Origin of the sequence: Ruegeria sp. HKCCSA071 (genome assembly GCF_017872555.1) — a bacterium.
Lineage (GTDB): Bacteria > Pseudomonadota > Alphaproteobacteria > Rhodobacterales > Rhodobacteraceae > Ruegeria.
In genome coordinates this window covers 88,710-110,169 of record NZ_JAEDOX010000002.1, presented here as the reverse complement: position 1 = coordinate 110,169, position 21,460 = coordinate 88,710, and the positions used below count along the sequence as shown (strand labels likewise).

The window sequence follows — 21,460 nt, the reverse complement described above, 5'->3', positions numbered from 1 at the left end:
GCCTTCAAACGGGCAGGCTAGCGCGCCGCCGAGTGACGCCATGTTAGATGCGCCACCGACTTTGCGTAAGCTTTTTCTTATTTGTGCATGTCGGGGTTCAGTATCACCAAGCGCCGCTTTCGGTACGCTCCGCATTCAAACAGTATGCCACACAAGCGCTTCCGTCGTAGCTATGTTGAAACCCTCTGAGATGGGGAACCTTCAACACCGCAGAACTCAATCACAACGTGGAACAGCACTGTTACTCACCCCAGAGCGCAAGATGCAACTTTACGCAGGATCAACCCGTTTACTTGATCCGTATCAATGTGAGCTCTGACGATTTCCGAACTAATCAGTTCAAGAGAAACCAAGGAGTTGCCACCATGCTGAACAAATCTCTTGTCGCGTTGATGATGATATCAGCCATGCTGCTGAGTGCCTGCGAAAACAAGGGCGAGACTTATCCTGTAACCGGCGAACAATGCGGACCGAACGATCCGGTCAAGACCCTGGATGCCGAAGATTGCTATATCCCACCCGCGGGTGTCTGACGCGGAACTGCATTTCCGTTGGTTTAGGGGGCCAACCGGCATCTAAACCTTTCTGGCAAAACATGTTACTCTGGCCCGACCCCTGCTGAATGGATGAATGAGGCGGCCATGCGTCTGATCTTGATCGCGCTGCTTTTGCCAGCCACCGCAACCGCCGACCCGGCGTTGGAATGTTCCGACGCCGGATCACAAGTCGAAATCGGATCCTGCGTCGGAGAGATGGAAGCACGGGTCTCGCGCGCGCTGCAGGTGAGTTTTGATTTGGCGGTACAATCTGCCAAGGAACTGGACGAGGTCACCGGGCGGATAGTGGCTGAACCTGCCCTTATGGCGGCGCAACAGGCCTGGGAAACCTATCGCGATACGCATTGCACCGCCGTCGGCGCGTCGTTTGGTGGCGGATCGGGTACAGGTATCGCAATCACATCATGCCGGGTGAATTTAGGGCGGGCACGCGTTGAAGAACTGTTGAGTTTTGCAGACTGACTGAAACGATTCCTTTTGATCTTTGCACAGGTTCCTATATAGAGGCGCATCCCAAGCCAGAATCCTTGAAGATACGCCTCAGCAGGTACCACAATGTCGCCCAAAGCGCCGATCACTCAAGACGTCATGACCCTCCCTCGTAAATTGCCCGAGGGGAAGGTGAACCTTGTCGGTCTCACCCGCGACCGTTTGCGCGAGGTTCTGATCGAACATGGCACGCCGGAAAAGCAGGCAAAGATGCGCACCGGTCAGATCTGGCAGTGGATTTATCAATGGGGCGTGCGTGATTTTTCCCACATGACGAATCTTGCCAAAGCCTACCGTGCGCAACTGGCCGACAACTTTGTGGTCGAGATACCCGAGGTGGTGACCCGACAGGTGTCCGAGGACGGCACCCGCAAATATCTGTGCCGGATCGCGGGTGGGCATGAGGTCGAGGTGGTCTACATCCCCGAGGAAGATCGCGGAACGCTGTGCATATCGTCTCAGGTCGGATGTACGTTGACATGTTCGTTTTGTCATACCGGCACCCAGAAACTTGTACGTAATTTAACATCTGCAGAAATTGTCGGGCAGATCATGATGGCGCGCGACGATCTTGAAGAATGGCCGACCCCCGGTGCGCCAAAGGATGAAACGCGCCTTCTGTCGAACATCGTTCTGATGGGAATGGGCGAGCCGCTCTACAATTTCGAAAACGTCCGCGATGCGATGAAGATCGCGATGGATCCCGAGGGGATTTCCCTGTCGCGCCGCCGCATTACGCTGTCAACCAGCGGAGTGGTGCCCGAAATTGCGCGCACCGCCGAGGAGATCGGCTGTCTGCTGGCGATCTCGTTCCATGCAACCACGGATGAAACCCGCGACGTTCTGGTTCCGATCAATAAACGCTGGAATATCGAGGAGTTGTTGCAGGCGCTGGCCAGCTATCCGAATGCCTCGAACTCCGAGCGGATCACGTTCGAATACGTGATGCTGGACGGTGTGAATGACAGCGACGCGGATGCCCATCGTTTGATCGACCACATCAAGCGTCACAAGATTCCGGCCAAGATCAACCTGATCCCGTTCAACGAATGGCCCGGTGCACCGTACAAGCGCAGCTCGAACAACCGCATCCGCGCTTTTGCCAACATCATCTATCAGGCAGGCTACGCCTCTCCCATTCGCAAGACACGGGGCGAGGATATCATGGCGGCGTGCGGTCAGTTGAAATCGGCAACCGAACGCGCCCGCAAATCGCGCAAACAGATTGAGTCCGAAGCCGGTTTAACCCGGTAGTTTTTCTGTTGGATTCATCATGGTTTGGATGGTCGTGCTTTGATTGTCAAAGATGACCGCCTGCACGCATGAAGTGTGCCTGTAAACTTAATGTTTCAGGTGCTGATTCAATATGCAAAATTTGCTATATTTTAATGATTCAATGCCGCAGGATGCAGGTTCAAATAGATGCACAAGGCGGTGAGTTTCCGGGACCTGAGCTGGTAAGAGATCCCGGAGCCGCTTAAATGCGAATACTGCCGTCAAGTGGCGCTCAGGCGAACTGATTTTCAGGTGGGTCGTAATAATGGACTCGTATCTTCGAATTATTCTCCAGCACAAGGCCATTGCGTGCGCGATACTTCTGGTTTCAGCAGGGCTGGCAACAGCGGATGGCCACAACGCTCATATCGCGATCGAAAATCCGGCAGAGCTGAGCAAGGATGAAGCCGCGGCTCACTACCATTCACTGCGCCGCCGCATGGCACGGGGGTATGCTGCGGCGCAACTGGATCTGGTTCTAAACTATCAAAGCTGGCCGCTTTTCAACGACGCGCCATATATTTCCGCGACACACGGTCAGCGTTACGTAAACACGTATGCCAACCGAATGGCCCATAACTACGGGACATTGCAGCAAGGCGAAGAACTTCCCATGGGATCGGTGCTTGCCAAGGACAGCATGACTGTGACCGATGAAGGTCACATACATCCCGGCGCCATGTTCATAATGGAAAAACTGCCAGAGGGTACCAGCCCGAACACCGCTGACTGGCGTTATATCATGGTGCTGCCAGACGGGTCCTTGTATGGCGATACAATGGGCGCCCGTGCCAGCGAAGTTGCATATTGCCATGTCTGTCACGAACAAGTGGCGGATCGTGACTATACGTTCTTTGTTCCCGAAGAATATCGGGTGGGAAACTAAGCCGGTTCTCCCGGCAGCTTGAGTTCTGTCGCCTCGCGGCGGCTGAGTTGCTCGCCTTGCTTCCGTTTGGACAGTACCTCGCGGGCCAACGCGTATTTGTCATCCTGCCAGAAGATCAGGCATCCGTTGCAGCCCTTGCCGCAGCATCCTTCCGTGCCGATGCGGTTTGTCTTGAACCGGCGTTCGTTACCGTCTTCGCCGATCTTTTCAACCAGATCATCGCGACGGCGTGCATAAGCTGTTGGATTGTCTCGACCGGAGGTTTCCAATCCCTGCACGAGCTTGTCAAAGCGAATGCGGCTCCAGTGTTCGTCGGTCAGGGCGCGTTCCTTGCGCAGAACGGAATAGGCGGGGAACCTGGCGCGCAGATCGTCGATATCCTCGTGGTCGAACAGGGTGAAGGGCAGGCGGATCACTGTTTTGGTGCTGCCATGCACCACGTCCATCCGCGAACCATCGGATGCGCGTTCGAAATCATAAACCCGCAGCAGAACCGTCTCGCGCGAGATGGGCGAGACGAAATCCAGCACATCGCCCGGTTCCAGCTTGTTCTTTACCTCGACCAAAAAGGCATCCTCGGTCACTTCGGTGACGATCCCGGCATATTCCCACTGCGCGATGGACGCCGTGTGTTCGTAATCATGGGCGTAATTGGTCAGCCGCCCTTCGTGGAAGGCCAGCGTATAGCCGCGGTTACCCACGGTCTCCAACTCGCGCATATAGGGTTTCGGGTCCCAGTTCTGGGGGTCGGCATAGTAATCGTCGATGGCCATACGATAGGCCCGCGCGACGATCGCGGCGTAGTATTCCGATTTGCCGCGCCCTTCGACCTTGAGGCTGTCGACTCCGATTTTCAGGTACTCGTCCAGCTTCGGCATGATGCAGAGGTCGCGTGAGTTGAGGATGTACGAGCCGCGGTCGTCTTCCTCGATCGGTATCAGATCACCGGGGCGGCATCCTTCTTCCAGCAGGAATTCGAACAGGTCGGCGTTTTCCTCGGTGATGCGCAACTCCTGATGGGTGCCGTCCTTCAGGCGCAGTTTCAGCGCATAGTTCCAGCGGCAGGAATTGGCGCAGTTGCCCTGGTTCGCGCCGCGTTCCGCCATGAAGTTCGACAGCAGGCAGCGGCCCGAATAGGTCATGCACATGGCGCCGTGCACAAAGGCCTCGAGCTTGATATCAGGGCAATTCTCACGGATCTCGACCAGTTCGGGATAGGAAACCTCGCGGGCCAGAACCACCAGCTCGGCCCCCTGATCCTGCCAGAACTTCACCGACAGCCACGAACAGATATTAGCCTGGGTCGAGATGTGCAGCGGCAGTTCGGGCGCGCGCTCGCGGACGTATTGGAACACGCCCGGATCGGCGATGATCAACCCGTCGGGCTGCACCTTGCGCACCGTGTCGATGTATTCGTCCAGTTTCGGGATGTCTTTGTTATGCGAGAACAGGTTCAGTGTCAGGTAGGCGCGCCGGCCATGGCTGTGGCAGAACTCGACCCCCTCGATCACCTCGTCCAGCGAAAACTCGGACTTGGTGCGCAGCGACATATCCGGCGTGCCCAGATACACGGCGTCTGCCCCATAGAGGATGGCGAGTTTCAGTTTGCGCAGATTGCCCGCGGGCATCAGCAACTCGGATCTGGACTGGGTCATGGAAGCTACCTGACAAAGGATCAAGGCGGCCTTCTGCGCCAAAATCATTGCGCCCAAAACCCTGTTATCTGCGACGGAACCGCGCTGTGCCGATGACTTCGATCAGTTGATGGCGCACCGGCTCGGGTTGCGCCTCGACTGCGTTCAGAACCTCGCGCAGTTCGGCGCGCAGCCCATGCATCTGATCAATCAATGAGATCATCATCGACAGCGCATCGGCCTCCATGTCGTATTGCTCGTGCAACTCGCAAGCCAGTTCCAGCCGGGCAACGTCAATACTGTGATAGACCAGCCCCTGCTCCGATTGTTCAGGGATCACGATCTCGGCCGCAAGATACTCGGTCAGGCGGTCAGAGGTCAGGCGCGAGACGGTTTCGATCAGTTCCTTTTCGGTCAGGGTCATGATGGCATTCCTTTCCGCGGATCGTAGCGGTGCGTCTCGCGCCAGGTCTCCATGAACTGCCTGAGGTCATCATCGACCTTGTCAGGCATCGCAACGGTCAGTTCGATCAGTTGGTCGCCGCGCTGGGATGAGCCGCGTTTCTTCACCCCCTTGCCGCGCAGGCGAAGGGTCTTGCCGCTGCTGGTACCCGCCGGAACATTGACGTTCACACCGCCATCGATGGTGGGGGCGGCGACTTTGCCGCCCAGAATGGCCTCATCGATGCTGATCGGCAGCGTAATATGAATGTCGTCGCCCTGACGATCAAACACCGGATGTTTGGCGACCGTGACAGTCACCAACGCATCACCCGGAGGACCTTCGCCATAACCCGGAGCCCCCTTGCCGCGCAGACGGATGGTCTGACCCTCGGTTATACCGGCGGGGATCTTGACCTCGATCCGGTTGCCGTCTGGTAGGGTCAGTTTCTGACTGGCGCCAAACACGGCATCCAGAAAGCTGATCTGAAGGGAATAGTTCAGGTTATGCCCCGGCGCATGAAACTCATGCCTTTGCTGGCCGCCAAATCCACCGCGGCCACGCATGAATTCAGCAAAGATGTCCGACATGTCGTCCGGGTCCGCCTGACGCCCGCGATAGGGGTTTCCAGCGGCCTCGGCATAGTCCCGGTAATAGTGTTGTTGCGGGCGTTCCTGACCCGATGCGTCGATTTCGCCATTGTCGTAGCGGGCGCGGGTTTCAGGATCTTTCAGCAAGTCATAAGCAGCAGCTGCGGCCTTGAATTTGGCCTCGGCCTTGGCATCGCCGGGTTTCAGGTCCGGGTGGCACTCCTTGGCAATACGCCTGTAGGCTTTCTTGATTTCGTCGGCGCTGGCGTCTTTCGGTACGCCAAGGACGGAATAGGGATCGTCGCTCATCTCACACTCGCGGGTCAGGGACAGGTCTGATCTTGATGAATGTGTTCTACCACGTGTTTTCAACGGGTCAAAAGGAAGAGGCGATTGAATTGTCTCGAAAAAACTCAGAAGCCTGCTAATATCTTCATATTTCTGATTGTAGATTGACGGAGGCCATCCCATGTCGCGCAGAATCAAATCCGCTTTGGCCCTGCTGGCCGGCAATGCTATCGGGCTGTTGCTGGCTTCGCTGATACTGTCCGGTTTCGCGATCAAACCGATCTCATTTATCGTGGTTGTGATCGTTTTCACCGTCGTTCAGGTGATCGCCGAGCCCTTGATACTGAAGCTTGGCGAAAAGAAAGCGCCCGCATTGAAAGGCGGGATCGCCCTGGTCGTGACATTTGTGGGCCTGCTGGTGACCGACCTCATCGCGTCGGGGCTGACAGTTGGTGGTATCTCGAACCTGCTGGCGGCGACGCTGCTTGTCTGGCTGGGGGCGCTGATCGCCAGCGTGGTGCTGCCGATCTACGTTTTCAAGGAACTGCGTGCCGCGAAGAAGTAATCACAGCGCGTTCAGGCTGGCCTCGATCGCCTGCCACAGTTCGTCCACCGGTTCGCATCCAACGGACAGTCGGATGAAGGCCGGGTCGACACTATCGCCCCAGCGCGCGCGGCGCTCGGCCGAGCTGTGAACACCACCGAATGAGGTGGCGGGGCGCAAAAGCGGGCAAGTGTTGATGAAGGCTTCGGCCTTGTCTTCGCTTTCCAAAGTCAAGGATAGCAGAAATCCGAACCGTGCCGTTTGTGCCTGCGCCAGTGTGTGTGACGGATCATCGGCCAGCCCAGGATAGCGGACCTGCTTGACCGCTGGGTGACCTGCCAACCGTTCTGCTATTACCTGAGCCGAGCTGCACATCCGGTCGAACCGGACATCCAGCGTTTCCAACCCGCGATGCAACAGCCATGCCTCATGCGGTCCGGGGATCGAGCCGGAGACTCTCCGCCATTCCTCGACCCGTTCCATGATGTCACTGTTGCGGCTGGCCACGTGACCCATCAGCATGTCGGAATGCCCGCCCATCGCCTTGGTGTCAGACGACACGACCACGTCGATGCCCAAATCCAACGGGCGCTGACCCAACGGCGTCATCGTCGTATTGTCGGCAACCGTCACCCCGCCAGCAGACCGCACCTGATCAGCTACGGCTTTCAGGTCAATCATGTCCAGACCGGGGTTCGAAGGGCTTTCGACGAACACAACGTCAAACTCATTAAAACCACCTGCGGCGAATGCAGTGGTCGGGCGCTCTTGGACAGTGACGCCGAGACGCGAAAGGAACCGGTCGGCCAACAGACGGGTGACATAGTACCCGTCCGAAGGGATCAGAAGGCGTGATCCGGCTTGCACCGTTGCAAACAGAGCCGCGGAAATTGCAGCCATGCCGGACGGGAAGCTGAGGCAAGGCGCGTCTTCCAGATGCGACAAAACATGCTCAAGATGTACCCATGTGGGGTTATCGACACGGCCATAGGTAGGGTGACCGTCCGGCGCGCCGGGCAGATGGAACATGCTGCTTTGCGTCAGCGGAAGGGCGACGGGTTCGCCTTTTGACAGCGCGTTGCCACGCAGGTGGAGCATTTCGCCGGCCTTTGGGAATTTCATCGCTCAGCGCCCCGGAATTTCGTCGCGGGGCGGTGCGGGTTCCCAGTTGTCGATGATATCGACCGCCTCCTGCGCGGTATCGACAAAGCGGAACAGGTCTAGATCCTCGTCCGAGATCGTACCGGCATCCGCCAGTGCGTCCCAGTTGATGACCTTTTCCCAGAACGCGCGGCCAAACAGCAGGAATGGCACGCGATCCATTCTGCCGGTCTGGATCAGGGTCAGGGATTCGAACAGTTCATCCAGCGTCCCAAACCCACCGGGAAAGATGGTGATGGCGCGGGCGCGCATCAGGAAATGCATTTTGCGGATCGCAAAATAGTGAAAGTTGAAGCTGAGCGCTGGCGTCACGAAACTGTTTGGCGCCTGTTCGTGCGGAAGCACGATATTCAGCCCGATCGAGCACCCGCCCGCTTCGTGTGCCCCGCGATTGCCGGCTTCCATCACACCGGGGCCGCCGCCAGTGACGATCACATTCTCGCGGCAGCCGGTTTCTTTCGATTTCACGGTCATCAGCCGGGCAAACTCGCGCGCCTCATCGTAATATTTCGACAGACCGGCCAGGGTTTCTGTCCGCGCGGTGTGCTTTTGCGAGGGTTCGGGAATGCGGGCACCGCCGAACATGACGATGGTCGACGCGATCTCACGCTCGGTCATGATCATTTCGGGTTTCAGCAACTCAAGCTGCAAGCGTACAGGGCGCAGCTCGTCCCGGCACAGAAACTCGTCATCCGCGAAAGCCAGACGGTAGGCCGGAGAGCGTGTTTGCGGTGTGTCCGGAACCTCTTTTGCGGTCGAGCGGTCGGTCTGCGCATCGCGAAACGGACTGTGGCGGTCTTCTCTCATCGGTGATCGATCCCTGCTTGCGTGTTTGACAAACAGCTATAGGGTTCGCGGACAGAGTGCCAGTCACGGAAAGACGAGAATGAATTGGAAAAGTGAAATATCGGCAGCACGGGACCGCATCGCGGGATATGCGCAGGTAACCCCGGTTATGGAAAGCAACATTCCCGGCTATCCGGTTGAGCTGAAACTCGAGCACATACAGCATACCGGCAGTTTCAAGGCGCGGGGTGCGTTCAATACGCTGCTCAGCTCGGATGTGCCGGCTGCGGGTGTGGTCGCCGCATCCGGGGGCAATCATGGTGCGGCGGCGGCCTATGCAGCGCAGACGCTGGGGTATCCTGCAAAGATATTTGTGCCGGAACTGGCGGGCCCGTCCAAGATCGCACTGATCCGGCAAACCGGTGCCGACCTGAGTGTTGTTTCTGGTGAATACGCGAACGCGCTGACCGCAGCGCAAGAGCATGAGGCAACGACGGGTGCAATGCAGATCCATGCTTATGACGCCCCGGCCACGGTGGCGGGGCAAGGGACTTGTTTTGCCGAATGGGACGTCCAGGGCTTGCAGGCGGATACGGTACTGGTCGCTGTTGGCGGCGGCGGGCTGATCGCCGGGGCGCTGGCCTGGTTCGGTGGCGCGCGCAAGGTTGTGGCGGTCGAGCCGGAAACGTCTTGTGCGTTGAATGCAGCGTTGCGCGCTGGTGAGCCGGTTGATGTTTCCGTGTCGGGCATCGCCGCAAACGCGCTGGGCGCGCGGCGGATCGGCGAAATCTGTTTTGAACTGGCACAGGGTATGAGTTCGGTTCTGGTGTCTGACGATGCCATCGCTGCGGCACAACTGGCGCTTTGGCGCGCGCATCGCATTCTGGTAGAACCTGCGGGCGCGACCGCATTGGCCGCCTTGACCTCGGGTGCGTATCGGCCTGAACCGGGTGAACGCGTGGCCGTTTTGGTGTGCGGTGCAAATATCGCGCCGGACCCGTTCGCTGGGTAAATTATCGGGTTGTGGATGTGGATGGTGGATTTTATCTATAATCCATGACTGCAATGATTTCCGACACGATTTACCAAAGCCTCAGCCAGCGGATCATCACCGGAGAGCTGGCAGCCGGTGAAAAGCTGCGGCAGGATCATATTGCCCGAACCTTCGATACCAGCCATGTTCCGGTGCGCGAAGCCTTGTTGCGGCTTGAGGCGCATGGGTTGGCCCGGCATGAACCACGCAAGGGAATGCGGGTTACGGCGCTGGACCCGGCAGAGGTTCGGGAGGTGATCGAAATGCGCGTGGTGTTGGAAACGCTGGCGTTGCAGCAATCGATGCAAAACATGTCTCCGGTCGCGCTGGAAAAGATCGAAAACGCACGCATTGCCTGTGACGAGGCGCAGTCGATGCCGCAATGGGAGGCTCTGAACAGAACGTTTCATCGCGCCATCCTGACACCTTGCGGGTTGCCTCGGCTTTTGCACGCAATCGACGATCTGCATATCGCAAGCGCACGCCATTTGTTCGCGCAATGGCGGTTGAAATGGGTGCAACGGGCTGACACGGATCATGCGGCCATCGTGCGGGCGTTGAAGCGCAAGGAAATGGACACAGCAACGGCGATCCTGACCCGCCATATCCGGCGCGCAAGCTGATGACCCTCTGCCTCAGACGCAATTGGGCTCGTCTACGTCGCATTGCGCCATGGGTCGGGCTTGCGTATAGGCCAAATCAACGTGAACAGATTCTGTAGGGAGACACCCCATGTCCAACGCGCAACTGGAAGCCGCCATCGAAACCGCCTGGGAGGCACGCGAGACCATCACGCCCGCCACGACAGGCGAGCAGCGCGAGGCGATCGAGGACACGCTGAATGCGCTGGACAGTGGCTCGTTACGCGTGGCGGAAAAGCTGGAAACCGGTGACTGGCACGTAAATCAATGGGCCAAAAAGGCGGTTCTGCTGGGCTTCCGTATCAAGGACATGGAAATCCAGCCGGGCGGTCCGCAGGACGGCGGCTGGTGGGACAAGGTAGACAGCAAGTTCGCCGGTTGGGGTGAAAACCAGTGGCGGTCTGCCGGGTTCCGCGCGGTTCCAAACTGCGTTGTCCGCAAGTCGGCATATATTGCACCGGGCGTGGTGCTGATGCCGTCTTTCGTGAATCTTGGGGCCTATGTTGACGAAGGCACGATGGTTGATACCTGGGCCACCGTCGGATCCTGCGCGCAGATTGGCAAGAATGTGCACCTGTCGGGCGGCGTTGGCATCGGTGGAGTGCTTGAGCCGATGCAGGCTGGCCCAACAATCATTGAAGACAATTGCTTTATCGGCGCGCGCTCGGAAGTGGTCGAGGGATGTATCGTCCGCGAAGGCTCGGTTCTGGGGATGGGCGTGTTCATTGGTAAGTCCACCAAGATCGTGGACCGAGAAACCGGAGAAGTCATGTATGGCGAGGTTCCGCCCTATTCGGTTGTGGTCGCGGGTTCCATGCCGTCAAAGAACAATGTCAGTCTCTATTGCGCGGTGATCGTGAAGCGGGTTGACGAAAAGACCCGCTCGAAAACGGGCATCAACGAATTGCTGCGGGACTGATCGTTCTGGGAATGTCATAAGGCCGGAGCAGTTACGCTCCGGCCTTATTTGTTCTTTGGGTCAGGTCGGCTAAGGCAGATACCAAGCTTGTGGCCCTAGCCTGCCTTGAAGTGCTGCTTAGCGGCTCTCACCCTGCATGGCTTCCACTTCTGTGCTTCCTGCATTGGTTTCCGCACCATCGGCCTCACCACCGCCATCGGCCTCACCACCGCCATCGGCTTCACTGCCACCTTCGGATTCACCATCGCCGCCGGATTCACCTCCGCTTTCGGCCTCGCCACCGCCTTCGGCTTCACTGCCACCTCCGGATTCACCATCGCCGCCGGATTCGCCTCCGCTTTCGGCCTCACTACCGCCTTCGGAATCGCTACCGCCCTCGGTTTCACTGCCACCTTCGGCCTCACCATCGCTGCCGGATTCACCTCCGCCTTCGGTCTGCGCGCCGCCTTCGGCCTCGCCGCCACCGGTGGTTTCGCCGCCTTCACCGCCCGCTTCTTGGGCATAAGCAGCATCACTTGTTACAAAGGACAGAATTGCAACAGCCGGTATACCGGAAAGTACAATCACGCTTGCTGTTGTTGTCATCAATCTGGACAGAACGCTCATCTCAACTCTCCTTTGAAAATGACTTATGCAGTACCCACAGCGTAGGGCCGGCATCGACGCTTAGTTGTGAATTGCTGGCGTCGTGTCCCGGCTAGCGGGAATTGGCCTAAAATGAAGAGGAAGACTGGCGCAAAAGTGCCGGATTCAACTCAACAGCTTTTCAGGCCGGAGACCTTCAATCAATGAGGGAGGCCGAGACTCGCGTTCACTGAGTCTCTCACCCAGCTTATCCCTTGATCGGATATCGGTCCGGTTCCTCGAAAACATCGATGACCCGTGTGCCAGCCCTGATTTTGCCGCCATGTTCCACGCCTGATGGGATCGAATAACTGTCGCCCGAGCGGTAGGTCCGGGTCTGCCCGTCGATGGTCAATTCAATCTCACCCTCGACCACTGTGCCCCACTGGGCTTTGTGAGAATGTAAGGGCAATTCGAAATCCTGAAGAAACGTAAAGAACGCCACCAAGCCCGCATCCGACCGGATCACGGCCGTTTGCACCACGTCGTCAGGGAATGGTACGTCGAGGCTGGGAAAACTTGCTATGAAATCTGGGTAGGGCATGAAGGCGTCCTTTGTATCCGGGATCGGTTTATTCTGGGTACTATGGGCGCAAGGCGGGATTCCTGCAATTGTTGGCTGCTTGACCGCGAACCGGCGTGGGGCTATGGCCCGGTGCATGGAGAAGCAAAAGAAACCCTCGCGTCAACAAGTCTACACCCTTCTGGTCCAGATTGGCCGCAAGGAGGGCGACGGGCTGCCCGATGGGGCGACCGGTGCGGCGCTGATGTGCTATGCCAGCGGCGTGGATGAGGCCGAGGCCGTGCGTGAGACGGTTGCGATCCTGAAGCAGGCAGACACCGCACCGCTGGATGTTACCGGATACGGCACATTGGCCGAGCGTGAAGCGCAAGGTCACGATATCGAGGCGGACGAACGTGCGCTGATGCAGAGGGCATTGGATGAAAACGCAGTGATCGTCGCGCAGATGACACCGTTTTTCGCAGACGAGGCGCAGGCCTAGTTCCGCGACCCGAACCACTTGCGATAGATTTCGTCATAGGTTCCGTCTTCGCGCAAGCCAAGCAATGCCTGGTTTACATCCTCGACCAGTGGCGATCCGGTCGGGAAAGCGATGCCGTAATTCTCGCGCAGGAAAACACCGCCTGTCATCGACGCAATCCGTCGGCCTTCATGGGCTGCAAAATAGGACAGGATCGGCGCGTCGAACACGACAGCATCCAGATCTTCGGCCTTGAATGCGTCCAGCATCTCATTCAACCCCGGATAGCTGGTAAACTCGATCTCGCGCCGGTTCAGAAAACTGGCCGCAGTCGACCCCGAGATTGTCCCGACAGTCTTGCCGTACAGGTCGTTCACCGAATTCACGCTACCGGTAATGGCGTCCACAGTCATGACCGAGGTGATACGGGCGGTGAACACCGACACGATGAACAAGGATGACACAACCAACACGACACCCAACATTCGACCGAACGGAGTGCGCGGCATTCGCTCTTCGAACCCGCCATTCACAACCAAGTTCAGCGCCCACCAGAATGATGGGAACCATGCTTCGTTCAGGTCGCGGTCGAAATAGGGTTGGGCGCGGCGTTCAAAGCTCCACATCAACATGCCGCCACCGAGGAGAATGGCAAAGGCCAGCCCGATTGCGATGAACAGTTCTTTTGACAGCAGGGCCTGCAACAGCGATGGTTTTCGTACCGCGTCCGAGGGTACCATGATCTGAAGACCGGCCTCAAAGATCGGTTGAGAGAAATCCATTTGCGTTTCGCGCAGGGCAGTGATCGAGATATTGGCGATGGCAAGGTCTGCAGATCCGCTCTGCACGGCACCCAACATGTCAGAAAAGGCGTCGACGCGGTTGACCGTGTAGTCCCAGTTCAGAGCCTCGGCCAAAGCCGCCAGCAAATCCATAGAGAAACCGGTTTCGTCGCCATCCTCGACATAGGAAAATGGCGGGCGGGTCACGGTTGTGACCGAAAGGGACTGTGCCAGGCTTTGCTGTGCGATGACGGCGAAAGTCAGGCAGATCAGTGCGAAGAAGGCGCGCTTCATATTCAACTCACCTGTTTCGCGGCCCTGTAACGCGAATTTGTGGCGGGCGGCAAGGTGGTCGCGGGGTAAAGTTCCATGTTTTATTGGGGTGCCGCTTTGACATCTACATATTCGGATTACCGATTTTTGACGGATTGGGGTTGGAAAATCGGCCAAATCGTTGAATCTTTGCGCGAACCCGCGTCAGACACAGTCCCAGAGGTCCCCGTATGACTGATCCCGTCCAATTGACAGCCGAACTGATCCGTTGCCCTTCGGTAACACCTTCAGAAGGCGGAGCGCTTGTCTTGCTTGAGACAGTGCTGTCGGATGCAGGTTTCGAATGCACGCGCGTCGATCGCGGCGGTATCAGCAACTTGTTCGCGCGTTGGGGGCGGAAAGGTCATGCGCGTAGTTTCGGATTCAATGGTCACACGGACGTCGTTCCTGTCGGCGACGAAGCTGCCTGGACTGCGCCGCCCTTCGGGGCCGAGGTGCGGGATGGTGTGATGTATGGGCGCGGCACCACCGATATGAAATCCGGAGTTGCGGCTTTTGCGGCTGCCGCAATGGATTTCGTGCGTGACACCCCGCCGGACGGGGCAATTGTCCTGACGATTACCGGTGATGAGGAAGGCGATGCGTTGGACGGCACCACTGCGCTTCTCGATTACATGGAAGGCGCGGGTGAGCGTATGTCGGTCTGTCTGGTAGGAGAGCCAACATGCCCGAACAAAATGGGCGAGATGATCAAGATCGGTCGCCGGGGCTCAATGACTGCGTGGTTTAAGATTACAGGTGTGCAGGGACATTCGGCTTATCCCCATCGGGCCAAAAACCCTCTGCCCGCCATGGCGCGGCTGATGGATCGGCTTGCCAGCCATGAACTGGATCGGGGCACAGACCATTTCGACGCCTCCACACTGGCTGTTGTCACGATCGACACCGGAAACGCCGCGACCAACGTGATCCCGGCGCAATGCAGCGGCGCGGTCAATATCCGCTTTAACGATCTGCATTCCGGGGCCAGCCTGAGTGACTGGTTGCAATCAGAGGCGGATCAGGTGGCAGCCCAATACGGTGTCGACATCGGTGTCACGATCAGCATATCGGGTAAAAGTTTTCTGACCCCGCCGGGGCCTTTGTCGGATCTGGTGGCCAAAGCGGTCGAAGCCGAAACCGGCGTTGCGCCTGAGCTGTCGACATCCGGCGGCACTTCGGATGCGCGCTTTGTTAAAAACCATTGTCCGGTGGTGGAGTTCGGCTTGGTCGGGCGCACAATGCATCAGGTGGACGAGTGCGTTGAGGTCGCGCAGATCAAACAGCTCAAATCGATCTATACCCGTATCCTGACGGATTATTTCGCCTGATCCATGCAGTGCACATTGGTGATCATGGTCAAGGAACCCAGACCGGGCCGTGTCAAGACGCGGCTTGGGCGTGACATCGGCATGGTTGGCGCCGCGTGGTGGTTTCGGCACCAGACCCGCGCTTTGATCCGAAAGCTGCGTGATCCCCGCTGGCAGATCGTGCTGGCCGTGTCGCCCGATGCCGAAGGTCTTGCAAGCCGTATCTGGCCCGTTGATCTGCCGCGCGTGCCGCAAGGGCCCGGCGATCTGGGTGACCGGATGGGCCGGATGTTGCGCGGAATGCCCAAGGGGCCGGTTTGCCTGATCGGTGCGGATATTCCGGGCATTTCGCGTGCAAATATTGCTCGTGCTTTTGGTGCGCTTGGGCGATGCCGGATGGTGTTCGGCCCCGCGCCGGATGGCGGTTATTGGCTGGTCGGTGCGCAGCGTTATGGCGCGCTGCCCGCAGGTCTGTTCCGCGATGTGCGCTGGTCGACAGAACATGCTTTGGCCGACACACTTGCCTCGATCCCAAACTGCCGTGTGACCCTGCTGGACCAGCTGCGCGATGTGGATACGGTCGCTGATCTGAAGCCCTGAGATTTTTTGGTCATGACGCGGTCGCAAACGCGTGCTACGCCGGAAGCATGACTCGCATCCCTACCAAGCAGGAGGTCCTTGACTGGATCTCGGCGAACCCCACCCTGACCTCGAAACGCGATATCGCCAAAGCCTTTGGCATCAAGGGCGCGGATCGTATTGACCTCAAGCGCATCCTCAAAGAGCTTGAGGCCGAAGGGCATCTTGAAAAACGCAAGCGCAGCTATCGCGACCCGGACCGCCTTCCGCCTGTCAGTGTTTTGCAGGTGAAGGCCCCGAATGCCGATGGTGATCTGTTCGCCCGACCACTGGAATGGCATGGCGAAGGGGTCGAGCCCATCGTTCTGATCATCGCGCGGGCCAGCGACCCGGCCCTGGGTGAGGGTGACCGTATTCTGGCCCGTCTGACCGTCGTGCACGAAGAAGACCACAATTACGAAGCCCGCCTGATCCGACGGATCGGAACCAACCCACGCAAGATCGTGGGCATATTCCGCAAAGGGGCCGAGGGGGGCCGGATCGTCCCTATCGACAAGGCAGGCCAGACCGAATGGCTGGTTGCCGATGGCGCGGTGCATGGTGCCAAAGACGGCGAATTGGTCGAGGCCGAACAGGCCGGGCCCAAAAACCGTATGGGCCTGCCGCGCGCGCGCATCGTTGAACGGCTGGGTGATCCGACCGCTCCCAAGGCTGTTTCGCTGATCGCGATCCATCAGCACGGTATCCCGGATGACTTTCCCGACAAGGTCATTGCCGAGGCAGACAATGCCAAACCCGTTGGCCTGAAGGGCCGCGAGGACCTGCGGGACATGCCGCTGCTGACCATCGACCCCTCAGATGCGCGCGATCGTGATGATGCCTGTTACGCGCACGCGGATGACGACCCGAAGAACCCGGGTGGACATGTGATATGGGTCGCTATCGCCGATGTTGCTGCTTATGTGCTGCCCGGCTCGGCCCTGAACCGCGAGGCGCGCAAGCGGGGCAACTCAAGTTATTTCCCCGACCGCGTGGTGCCGATGCTGCCTGATCGGCTGTCGGGTGATCTGTGTTCCCTGCATGAAGGCGTCCCGCGTGCCTGTGTCGCTGTGCGGATGCAGATTGACGCGAACGGTAACAAGATTGGTCATCGTTTCGTGCGGGGGTTGATGCGTTCGGTTGCGTCGCTGAACTATGCCGAAGTGCAAGAGGCCATCGACGGCAACCCAAACGACCGCACCGGGCCATTGGTGGAAACGGTCTTGAAACCGCTTTATGCCGCTTATGCCGCGCTGAAGAAAGCGCGAGCTGTGCGACAGCCCCTGGAACTGGACCTGCCCGAGCGTAAGATCGTGCTCAGCGAGACGGGTCATGTTGAAAGCGTGGCCTTCCGCGACCGGTTGGATGCGCATCGGTTGATCGAAGAGTTCATGATCCTCGCCAATGTCTCGGCTGCCGAGACACTGATCGCCAAGCGCCGTCCGCTGCTGTTCCGCGTGCACGAGGAACCCGCGCCCGAGAAACTGGAAAGCCTGCGGGAAACGGCGCAGGCTGCCGGATTGAACCTCGCGAAGGGGCAGGTGCTGCAAACCCGACACCTGAATGCGCTGCTGAACGCCGCCGCCGGAACCGAGGATGCGGAACTGATCAACCTGACCACCCTGCGGTCGATGGCACAGGCCTATTACAACCCAGAAAACTTCGGCCATTTCGGGCTGGCGCTGCGGAACTACGCGCATTTCACCTCGCCCATCCGACGCTATGCCGACCTGGTCGTGCATCGGTCGCTGATCTCAGCCCACGGTTGGGGCACGGACGGTTTGACCGAAGACGAGATTACCCGGCTCGAAGAAACGGCCACTCATATCTCGGATACTGAACGCCGATCCATGATGGCTGAACGGGACACGACTGACCGCTATCTGGCCGCGTATCTGAGCGAGCGGGTCGGCAATGAATTCACAGGGCGGATCAGCGGCATTGCCCGGTTTGGTGCTTTTGTCAAAATGGATGAAACCGGCGCAGATGGCTTGGTTCCGGTGCGTTCATTGGGGCGCGAGTTCTTCCATTTCGACCGCGAGGCTGGGACCCTTATGGGGGCGGACACGGGGCTGATTATCGCCATCGGCCAGCGTGTCACCGTTCGGCTGACCGAAGCGACACCTGTGACCGGCGGGTTGGAGCTGGAGCTGCTGTCCATCGACGACCAGGCCTTGCCGCGCGGACAGGGACCAAAAGGGCGATCATCCCGGCGCAAAGCGATCAGCACCAAGCGCAAGAAAGACAAGATCAAGCGCAAGATCGAACGCAAACGCCGTCAGAGGTGATAGGTTAACGCACGGGCAATCAACCATCCGTGGCGTGTTGGATCGATTTGCGCAGTGTCATCAAACAGAACGGCACGGGTCCCATCTATCCGGTCCTCGCCCGGAAAGGCGGATGTGAAATCGCTTATCAACCGGCTCTGACAGTGCACAAACAAGGCGAAACTTGCCGATTTGTGCGCGCCCAGCCGGATCGTTGACCCTTTGGGCGCAAGATAGGCGGGCTGACCCCAGCGCAGTTCCTCTCGCACCGTGCGGACGGCAGGCAGAGAGGCTGCCGTGTCAAACACAAGCTCCCGCAAGGCCAGAGCCCCCGCACGGGTTTGCGGGGGCAGGGCTTCAAAGGCCGAAGCGACCAAAGGGTTCTCAAAGGGTTTCATGCAATTGGTATCGCCTGTTCCAACCGGTCCACGTAGCTGTTCAGCAGGTTATCCTGTTTGATCCGGCGGGTCAGGGGGGTGTCCACAGGTGTGGCGCGCATCGCGGCAAGCATTGGACCAACGCTCATATCAGCCGATGTCGGACGGTCCCCAAGCAGGAAAGAGGATTGCCACAAATAGGCCGAGATCGCCTCGAGGTCACGTTCGATCCGGTCCAGCCGTTCGGACAGCGAAAACCGCCCGATTCCCTGTGACGTGATCCCCTTCAGAACGGATTTCCGGATCGCATTGGATGCCGGTTTCCGGATCAACGAGGGAATTCCGGTAAAGAACGTGTCACGCAAGATCGGCCAGACTTCGTCATTGCCCCAACGATCCAGAACGATGTGAAAATACAGATGCTCTTCGGCCATGCGCACCAGGGCGCGGGACTGCGCCTTTTCGACATCCGTCAACCCTTTGTCGAAATCCGCGCCCTGCTGTTCCAACCATTCGCGGATCAGGTCGCTGTCCGGAACCAGGCGTTCCGGCGTCCGCAAAACGGGCAGCTTCTGGTGGGGCATCTTGCGGGGGTCAAGCATATCCGAGCGTTGCCAGGTCCGGCCGGACTGCTGAAGCATCAATGCTGTCTTGACGCAGAAGGGGCTGGCACTGAACAGGCCGAAGGCAGAGGGGAAGGTGAGAAGGGTCAGCATTATGAGGCTCCGTGTCATTGTGTGCTGACTGAGTATCGGGACCTAATGACAGTTTCTGTCATTAGGGGTAAGCTATTGTACATCATGTCCCGCACCGCCCGATTGTTCCAACTTATGCAAGCCCTGCGTTCTGGCCCTTCGCCCAGAACATCCGAACAGCTGGCACAGGATTTGGGTGTTTCGTCCCGAACAATTCATCGGGATATTGATGCATTGCGCGGGCTGGGTGCCGTGATCGACGGCGAAGCGGGGTTTGGCTTTACCCTGATCGAGGACGCGACCCTGCCCCCATTGGGGTTCACTGATGATGAGCTTGAAGCGTTGGTTCTGGGCCTGCGCGAAGTTCAGGTGATTGGCGATCCGGCTTTGTCGGGCGCGGCGGGTACGGCCCTGCGGAAACTTCAGGGACGCTTGCCGCAACGCCAGTCCCATCGGCTCAGCCATGCGGTTCTGGCGGCTACGCGGTTCAACCGCCCGCCTGAACCCTCGATTGACGTGGCCACTCTGCGGCAGGCGACGTGGGATGAGCGCGCGGTCGAGTTTTTCTATACAGATGCGAAAGGCGATGCTACGCACAGGCGCGTCAACCCGTTGAGTATCGTCTATCTGGATCACTCGAACGTGTTGTTGGGCTGGTGCCACCTGCGACAGGATTTCCGCGTTTTCCGGTTGGATCGCTTGCAGGACATGTCAGTGACCGAACAAAGCTTCAGGCCGAACCGCGTGCCCCTGCTGCGCGAGGCATTGGAACGCATTCGGGCAGAGCGTGCTGCGCAGGAGCGTGAGGCGAACGTCTGAGCACTTTGTGAATTTCCGATTTTGCGCTACCCTGTGGTCGAGCAGTAATCAGGAAAAAACGGAATGCGAAAATGCGTAGGCGGCGTCATGACCGTCGCATTGTGGGCATCCATAGTGCAGGCGGAAACAACAGAAAACTCCAGATGGGCAGACGGCGGGAAATCGCGCGATGTGCTGCAACTGGCATCGGCGGATGTAACCGTTTCGATCCGTCCGGTCCCGCGCCCGTTAATTGAGGCCTTGCCCGTGGCTTCCGCGACAACAGCACGGTTTCAGTCCTGGCTCGGCGCCTTTCAGGGCCGTGCGCGACGGCAGGGTATTTCGCAGGGAACACTGACTCAGGTGTTTTCGGGGATGAGCTATGACGAAGATGTCCTGGAACGGGATCGCAATCAGGCTGAGTTTTCGAAACCCATCTGGGAGTATCTTGAGACCGCAGTGTCGGAAACGCGCCTGTCGAACGGGCGTGCGGCCATGCAGCGGCATCGGCAGGTGTTGAACCGGATCGAGGCGGAATACGGCGTCGAAAAAGAGGTGGTCACTGCCATCTGGGGGCTTGAAACCTCGTTCGGGTCCTATCGCGGCAGCAGTCCTACGCTTCGTTCATTGGCAACGCTTGCCTTTGATGCGCGGCGGGCACAATTCTTTGAAACGCAGTTGGTCGCTGCCCTGCGGATCGTGCAGGCTGGCGATATCAGCGCTGGCAACATGCTTGGCAGTTGGGCGGGCGCAATGGGGCATACACAATTCATGCCCACGTCATATCTGGATCACGCGGTGGATTTTGACGGTGATGGCCGGCGGGACATCTGGTCGGATGACCCGACGGATGCGCTGGCTTCGGCGGCGTCTTATCTGGCGCGGCATGGTTGGACGACGGGTCAGCCGTGGGGCGTGGAGGTTCGTCTGCCGACCGATTTCGATTACGCCTCAGCCCGTCGCGATTTTACGCTGATGCCGTCTGAATGGGCCGCTCAGGGTGTCGTGGCGCGGGATGGTACCGTCGTGCCGGATCATGGGAAGGCCGCTATCCTGCTTCCGGCGGGAAGTCAGGGCGTTGCGCTGATGATTTTCGAAAATTTCAGCGTGATCGAGACGTATAACGGGGCCGACGCCTATGTGATTGGCATCGGGCATCTGTCCGACCGGCTTGCAGGGGGCGCACCGTTTCAATCCGACTGGCCGCGCGGCGACCGGGTGCTGAGCTTTGCCGAGAAAAAGGAACTTCAGACCCGTCTGACGGATGCGGGCTTTGACACAAAGGGTGTCGACGGGCGTACCGGGCCAAATACGATCAACGCGGTTCGGGCGTATCAAATGGCGCAGGGGCTGGTCCCGGACGGATACCCCACACCAAACCTGCTGGAGAGGTTGCGGCAAGAAAAGGCGGCCCGGATGGGCCGCCTAAAAAGACGTATAAATCGCTGA

Annotated in this window: 24 protein-coding genes; 14 read left to right on the top strand and 10 right to left on the bottom strand. The window is 58.7% G+C overall.

The window, feature by feature from the left end; translation table 11 throughout:
* Nucleotides 1-365 precede the first annotated feature (365 nt).
* The 4 genes from I9188_RS08495 to I9188_RS08480 all read left to right on the top strand — a co-directional run bounded on the left by I9188_RS08495 (nucleotide 366) and on the right by I9188_RS08480 (nucleotide 3,207).
* Entirely contained in the window at nucleotides 366-533 is a 168-nt protein-coding gene (locus I9188_RS08495; protein WP_209505044.1) for a hypothetical protein, read from the top strand.
* Between the two features lie 108 nt (nucleotides 534-641).
* Nucleotides 642-1,019 carry a lysozyme inhibitor LprI family protein gene (locus I9188_RS08490; protein ID WP_209505043.1) on the top strand — a complete coding sequence of 126 codons (378 nt, stop codon included), beginning with the start codon at nucleotides 642-644 and terminating at the stop codon, nucleotides 1,017-1,019.
* Between the two features lie 93 nt (nucleotides 1,020-1,112).
* Nucleotides 1,113-2,300, top strand: coding sequence for a 23S rRNA (adenine(2503)-C(2))-methyltransferase RlmN (gene rlmN / locus I9188_RS08485; protein ID WP_209505042.1), 1,188 nt, complete (start codon nucleotides 1,113-1,115; stop codon nucleotides 2,298-2,300).
* Between the two features lie 286 nt (nucleotides 2,301-2,586).
* The gene (locus I9188_RS08480; RefSeq protein WP_209505041.1) at nucleotides 2,587-3,207 is read left to right on the top strand and encodes a cytochrome P460 family protein; all 621 of its coding nucleotides are present in this window, start codon (nucleotides 2,587-2,589) and stop codon (nucleotides 3,205-3,207) included.
* Here the strand turns inward: I9188_RS08480 and I9188_RS08475 are convergent.
* The 3 genes from I9188_RS08475 to I9188_RS08465 all read right to left on the bottom strand — a co-directional run bounded on the left by I9188_RS08475 (nucleotide 3,204) and on the right by I9188_RS08465 (nucleotide 6,182).
* Nucleotides 3,204-4,862: a U32 family peptidase C-terminal domain-containing protein gene (locus tag I9188_RS08475; protein ID WP_209505040.1), complete on the bottom strand. Its 1,659-nt coding sequence runs from the start codon at nucleotides 4,860-4,862 to the stop codon at nucleotides 3,204-3,206. The two genes, I9188_RS08480 and I9188_RS08475, sit on opposite strands and share 4 nt — an antisense overlap.
* Before the next feature lie 64 nt (nucleotides 4,863-4,926).
* A complete protein-coding gene (locus I9188_RS08470; protein ID WP_209505039.1) occupies nucleotides 4,927-5,265 on the bottom strand; it encodes a hypothetical protein in 339 nt (112 codons plus the stop codon).
* On the bottom strand, nucleotides 5,262-6,182 hold the full coding sequence (locus I9188_RS08465; RefSeq protein ID WP_209505038.1) for a J domain-containing protein: 921 nt from the start codon (nucleotides 6,180-6,182) through the stop codon (nucleotides 5,262-5,264). Before I9188_RS08465 ends, I9188_RS08470 begins: the two co-directional genes overlap by 4 nt.
* A gap of 160 nt (nucleotides 6,183-6,342) precedes the next feature.
* Here I9188_RS08465 and I9188_RS08460 point away from each other — a divergent pair, with 160 nt between their 5' ends.
* Entirely contained in the window at nucleotides 6,343-6,726 is a 384-nt protein-coding gene (locus tag I9188_RS08460; protein WP_209505037.1) for a hypothetical protein, read from the top strand.
* On the opposite strand, the gene I9188_RS08455 is transcribed toward I9188_RS08460, so the two are convergent.
* The gene (locus I9188_RS08455; protein WP_209505036.1) at nucleotides 6,727-7,827 is read right to left on the bottom strand and encodes a cystathionine gamma-lyase; all 1,101 of its coding nucleotides are present in this window, start codon (nucleotides 7,825-7,827) and stop codon (nucleotides 6,727-6,729) included. It lies immediately after the preceding gene.
* Nucleotides 7,828-7,830: 3 nt separating this feature from the next.
* Nucleotides 7,831-8,673 (bottom strand): TIGR00730 family Rossman fold protein, encoded by an 843-nt coding sequence (locus I9188_RS08450; RefSeq protein WP_209505035.1) that lies wholly within the window; start codon nucleotides 8,671-8,673, stop codon nucleotides 7,831-7,833.
* Nucleotides 8,674-8,752: 79 nt separating this feature from the next.
* On the opposite strand from I9188_RS08450, the gene I9188_RS08445 reads away from it, so the two are divergent.
* The 3 genes from I9188_RS08445 to dapD all read left to right on the top strand — a co-directional run bounded on the left by I9188_RS08445 (nucleotide 8,753) and on the right by dapD (nucleotide 11,245).
* Nucleotides 8,753-9,664: a threonine/serine dehydratase gene (locus I9188_RS08445; protein WP_209505034.1), complete on the top strand. Its 912-nt coding sequence runs from the start codon at nucleotides 8,753-8,755 to the stop codon at nucleotides 9,662-9,664.
* A 44-nt stretch (nucleotides 9,665-9,708) separates the two neighbouring features.
* Nucleotides 9,709-10,308 (top strand): GntR family transcriptional regulator, encoded by a 600-nt coding sequence (locus tag I9188_RS08440; protein ID WP_209505033.1) that lies wholly within the window; start codon nucleotides 9,709-9,711, stop codon nucleotides 10,306-10,308.
* A gap of 109 nt (nucleotides 10,309-10,417) precedes the next feature.
* Nucleotides 10,418-11,245, top strand: coding sequence for a 2,3,4,5-tetrahydropyridine-2,6-dicarboxylate N-succinyltransferase (dapD, locus tag I9188_RS08435; protein ID WP_209505032.1), 828 nt, complete (start codon nucleotides 10,418-10,420; stop codon nucleotides 11,243-11,245).
* Between the two features lie 117 nt (nucleotides 11,246-11,362).
* On the opposite strand, the gene I9188_RS08430 is transcribed toward dapD, so the two are convergent.
* On the bottom strand, nucleotides 11,363-11,851 hold the full coding sequence (locus tag I9188_RS08430) for a hypothetical protein (protein ID WP_209505031.1): 489 nt from the start codon (nucleotides 11,849-11,851) through the stop codon (nucleotides 11,363-11,365).
* Nucleotides 11,852-12,077: 226 nt separating this feature from the next.
* On the bottom strand, nucleotides 12,078-12,413 hold the full coding sequence (locus I9188_RS08425) for a cupin domain-containing protein (RefSeq protein ID WP_209505030.1): 336 nt from the start codon (nucleotides 12,411-12,413) through the stop codon (nucleotides 12,078-12,080).
* Between the two features lie 115 nt (nucleotides 12,414-12,528).
* Between I9188_RS08425 and I9188_RS08420 the strand changes: the two genes are divergently transcribed.
* Nucleotides 12,529-12,873, top strand: a complete 345-nt coding sequence (locus tag I9188_RS08420) for a hypothetical protein (protein WP_209505029.1) — start codon at nucleotides 12,529-12,531, stop codon at nucleotides 12,871-12,873.
* On the opposite strand, the gene I9188_RS08415 is transcribed toward I9188_RS08420, so the two are convergent.
* Nucleotides 12,870-13,928, bottom strand: coding sequence for a transporter substrate-binding domain-containing protein (locus tag I9188_RS08415; RefSeq protein ID WP_209505028.1), 1,059 nt, complete (start codon nucleotides 13,926-13,928; stop codon nucleotides 12,870-12,872). The genes I9188_RS08420 and I9188_RS08415 overlap by 4 nt on opposite strands.
* Before the next feature lie 209 nt (nucleotides 13,929-14,137).
* On the opposite strand from I9188_RS08415, the gene dapE reads away from it, so the two are divergent.
* From dapE to rnr, 3 genes are read left to right on the top strand one after another with little or no spacing between them, the layout of a single operon-like run.
* Nucleotides 14,138-15,277, top strand: a complete 1,140-nt coding sequence (gene dapE, locus I9188_RS08410) for a succinyl-diaminopimelate desuccinylase (RefSeq protein ID WP_209505027.1) — start codon at nucleotides 14,138-14,140, stop codon at nucleotides 15,275-15,277.
* 3 nt (nucleotides 15,278-15,280) lie between these two features.
* Nucleotides 15,281-15,856 (top strand): TIGR04282 family arsenosugar biosynthesis glycosyltransferase, encoded by a 576-nt coding sequence (locus I9188_RS08405; RefSeq protein ID WP_209505026.1) that lies wholly within the window; start codon nucleotides 15,281-15,283, stop codon nucleotides 15,854-15,856.
* 47 nt (nucleotides 15,857-15,903) lie between these two features.
* The gene (gene rnr, locus I9188_RS08400; RefSeq protein WP_209505025.1) at nucleotides 15,904-18,162 is read left to right on the top strand and encodes a ribonuclease R; all 2,259 of its coding nucleotides are present in this window, start codon (nucleotides 15,904-15,906) and stop codon (nucleotides 18,160-18,162) included.
* Here rnr and I9188_RS08395 read toward each other — a convergent pair.
* Together I9188_RS08395 and I9188_RS08390 are read right to left on the bottom strand one after the other, a co-directional pair.
* Entirely contained in the window at nucleotides 18,153-18,539 is a 387-nt protein-coding gene (locus I9188_RS08395; RefSeq protein ID WP_209505024.1) for a DUF1801 domain-containing protein, read from the bottom strand. The genes rnr and I9188_RS08395 overlap by 10 nt on opposite strands.
* Nucleotides 18,536-19,234, bottom strand: a complete 699-nt coding sequence (locus tag I9188_RS08390; protein ID WP_209505023.1) for a glutathione S-transferase family protein — start codon at nucleotides 19,232-19,234, stop codon at nucleotides 18,536-18,538. Before I9188_RS08390 ends, I9188_RS08395 begins: the two co-directional genes overlap by 4 nt.
* Before the next feature lie 84 nt (nucleotides 19,235-19,318).
* Here I9188_RS08390 and I9188_RS08385 point away from each other — a divergent pair, with 84 nt between their 5' ends.
* Nucleotides 19,319-20,032: a YafY family protein gene (locus I9188_RS08385; RefSeq protein WP_209505022.1), complete on the top strand. Its 714-nt coding sequence runs from the start codon at nucleotides 19,319-19,321 to the stop codon at nucleotides 20,030-20,032.
* A gap of 87 nt (nucleotides 20,033-20,119) precedes the next feature.
* The gene (locus tag I9188_RS08380) at nucleotides 20,120-21,460 is read left to right on the top strand and encodes a lytic murein transglycosylase (RefSeq protein WP_245220510.1); all 1,341 of its coding nucleotides are present in this window, start codon (nucleotides 20,120-20,122) and stop codon (nucleotides 21,458-21,460) included.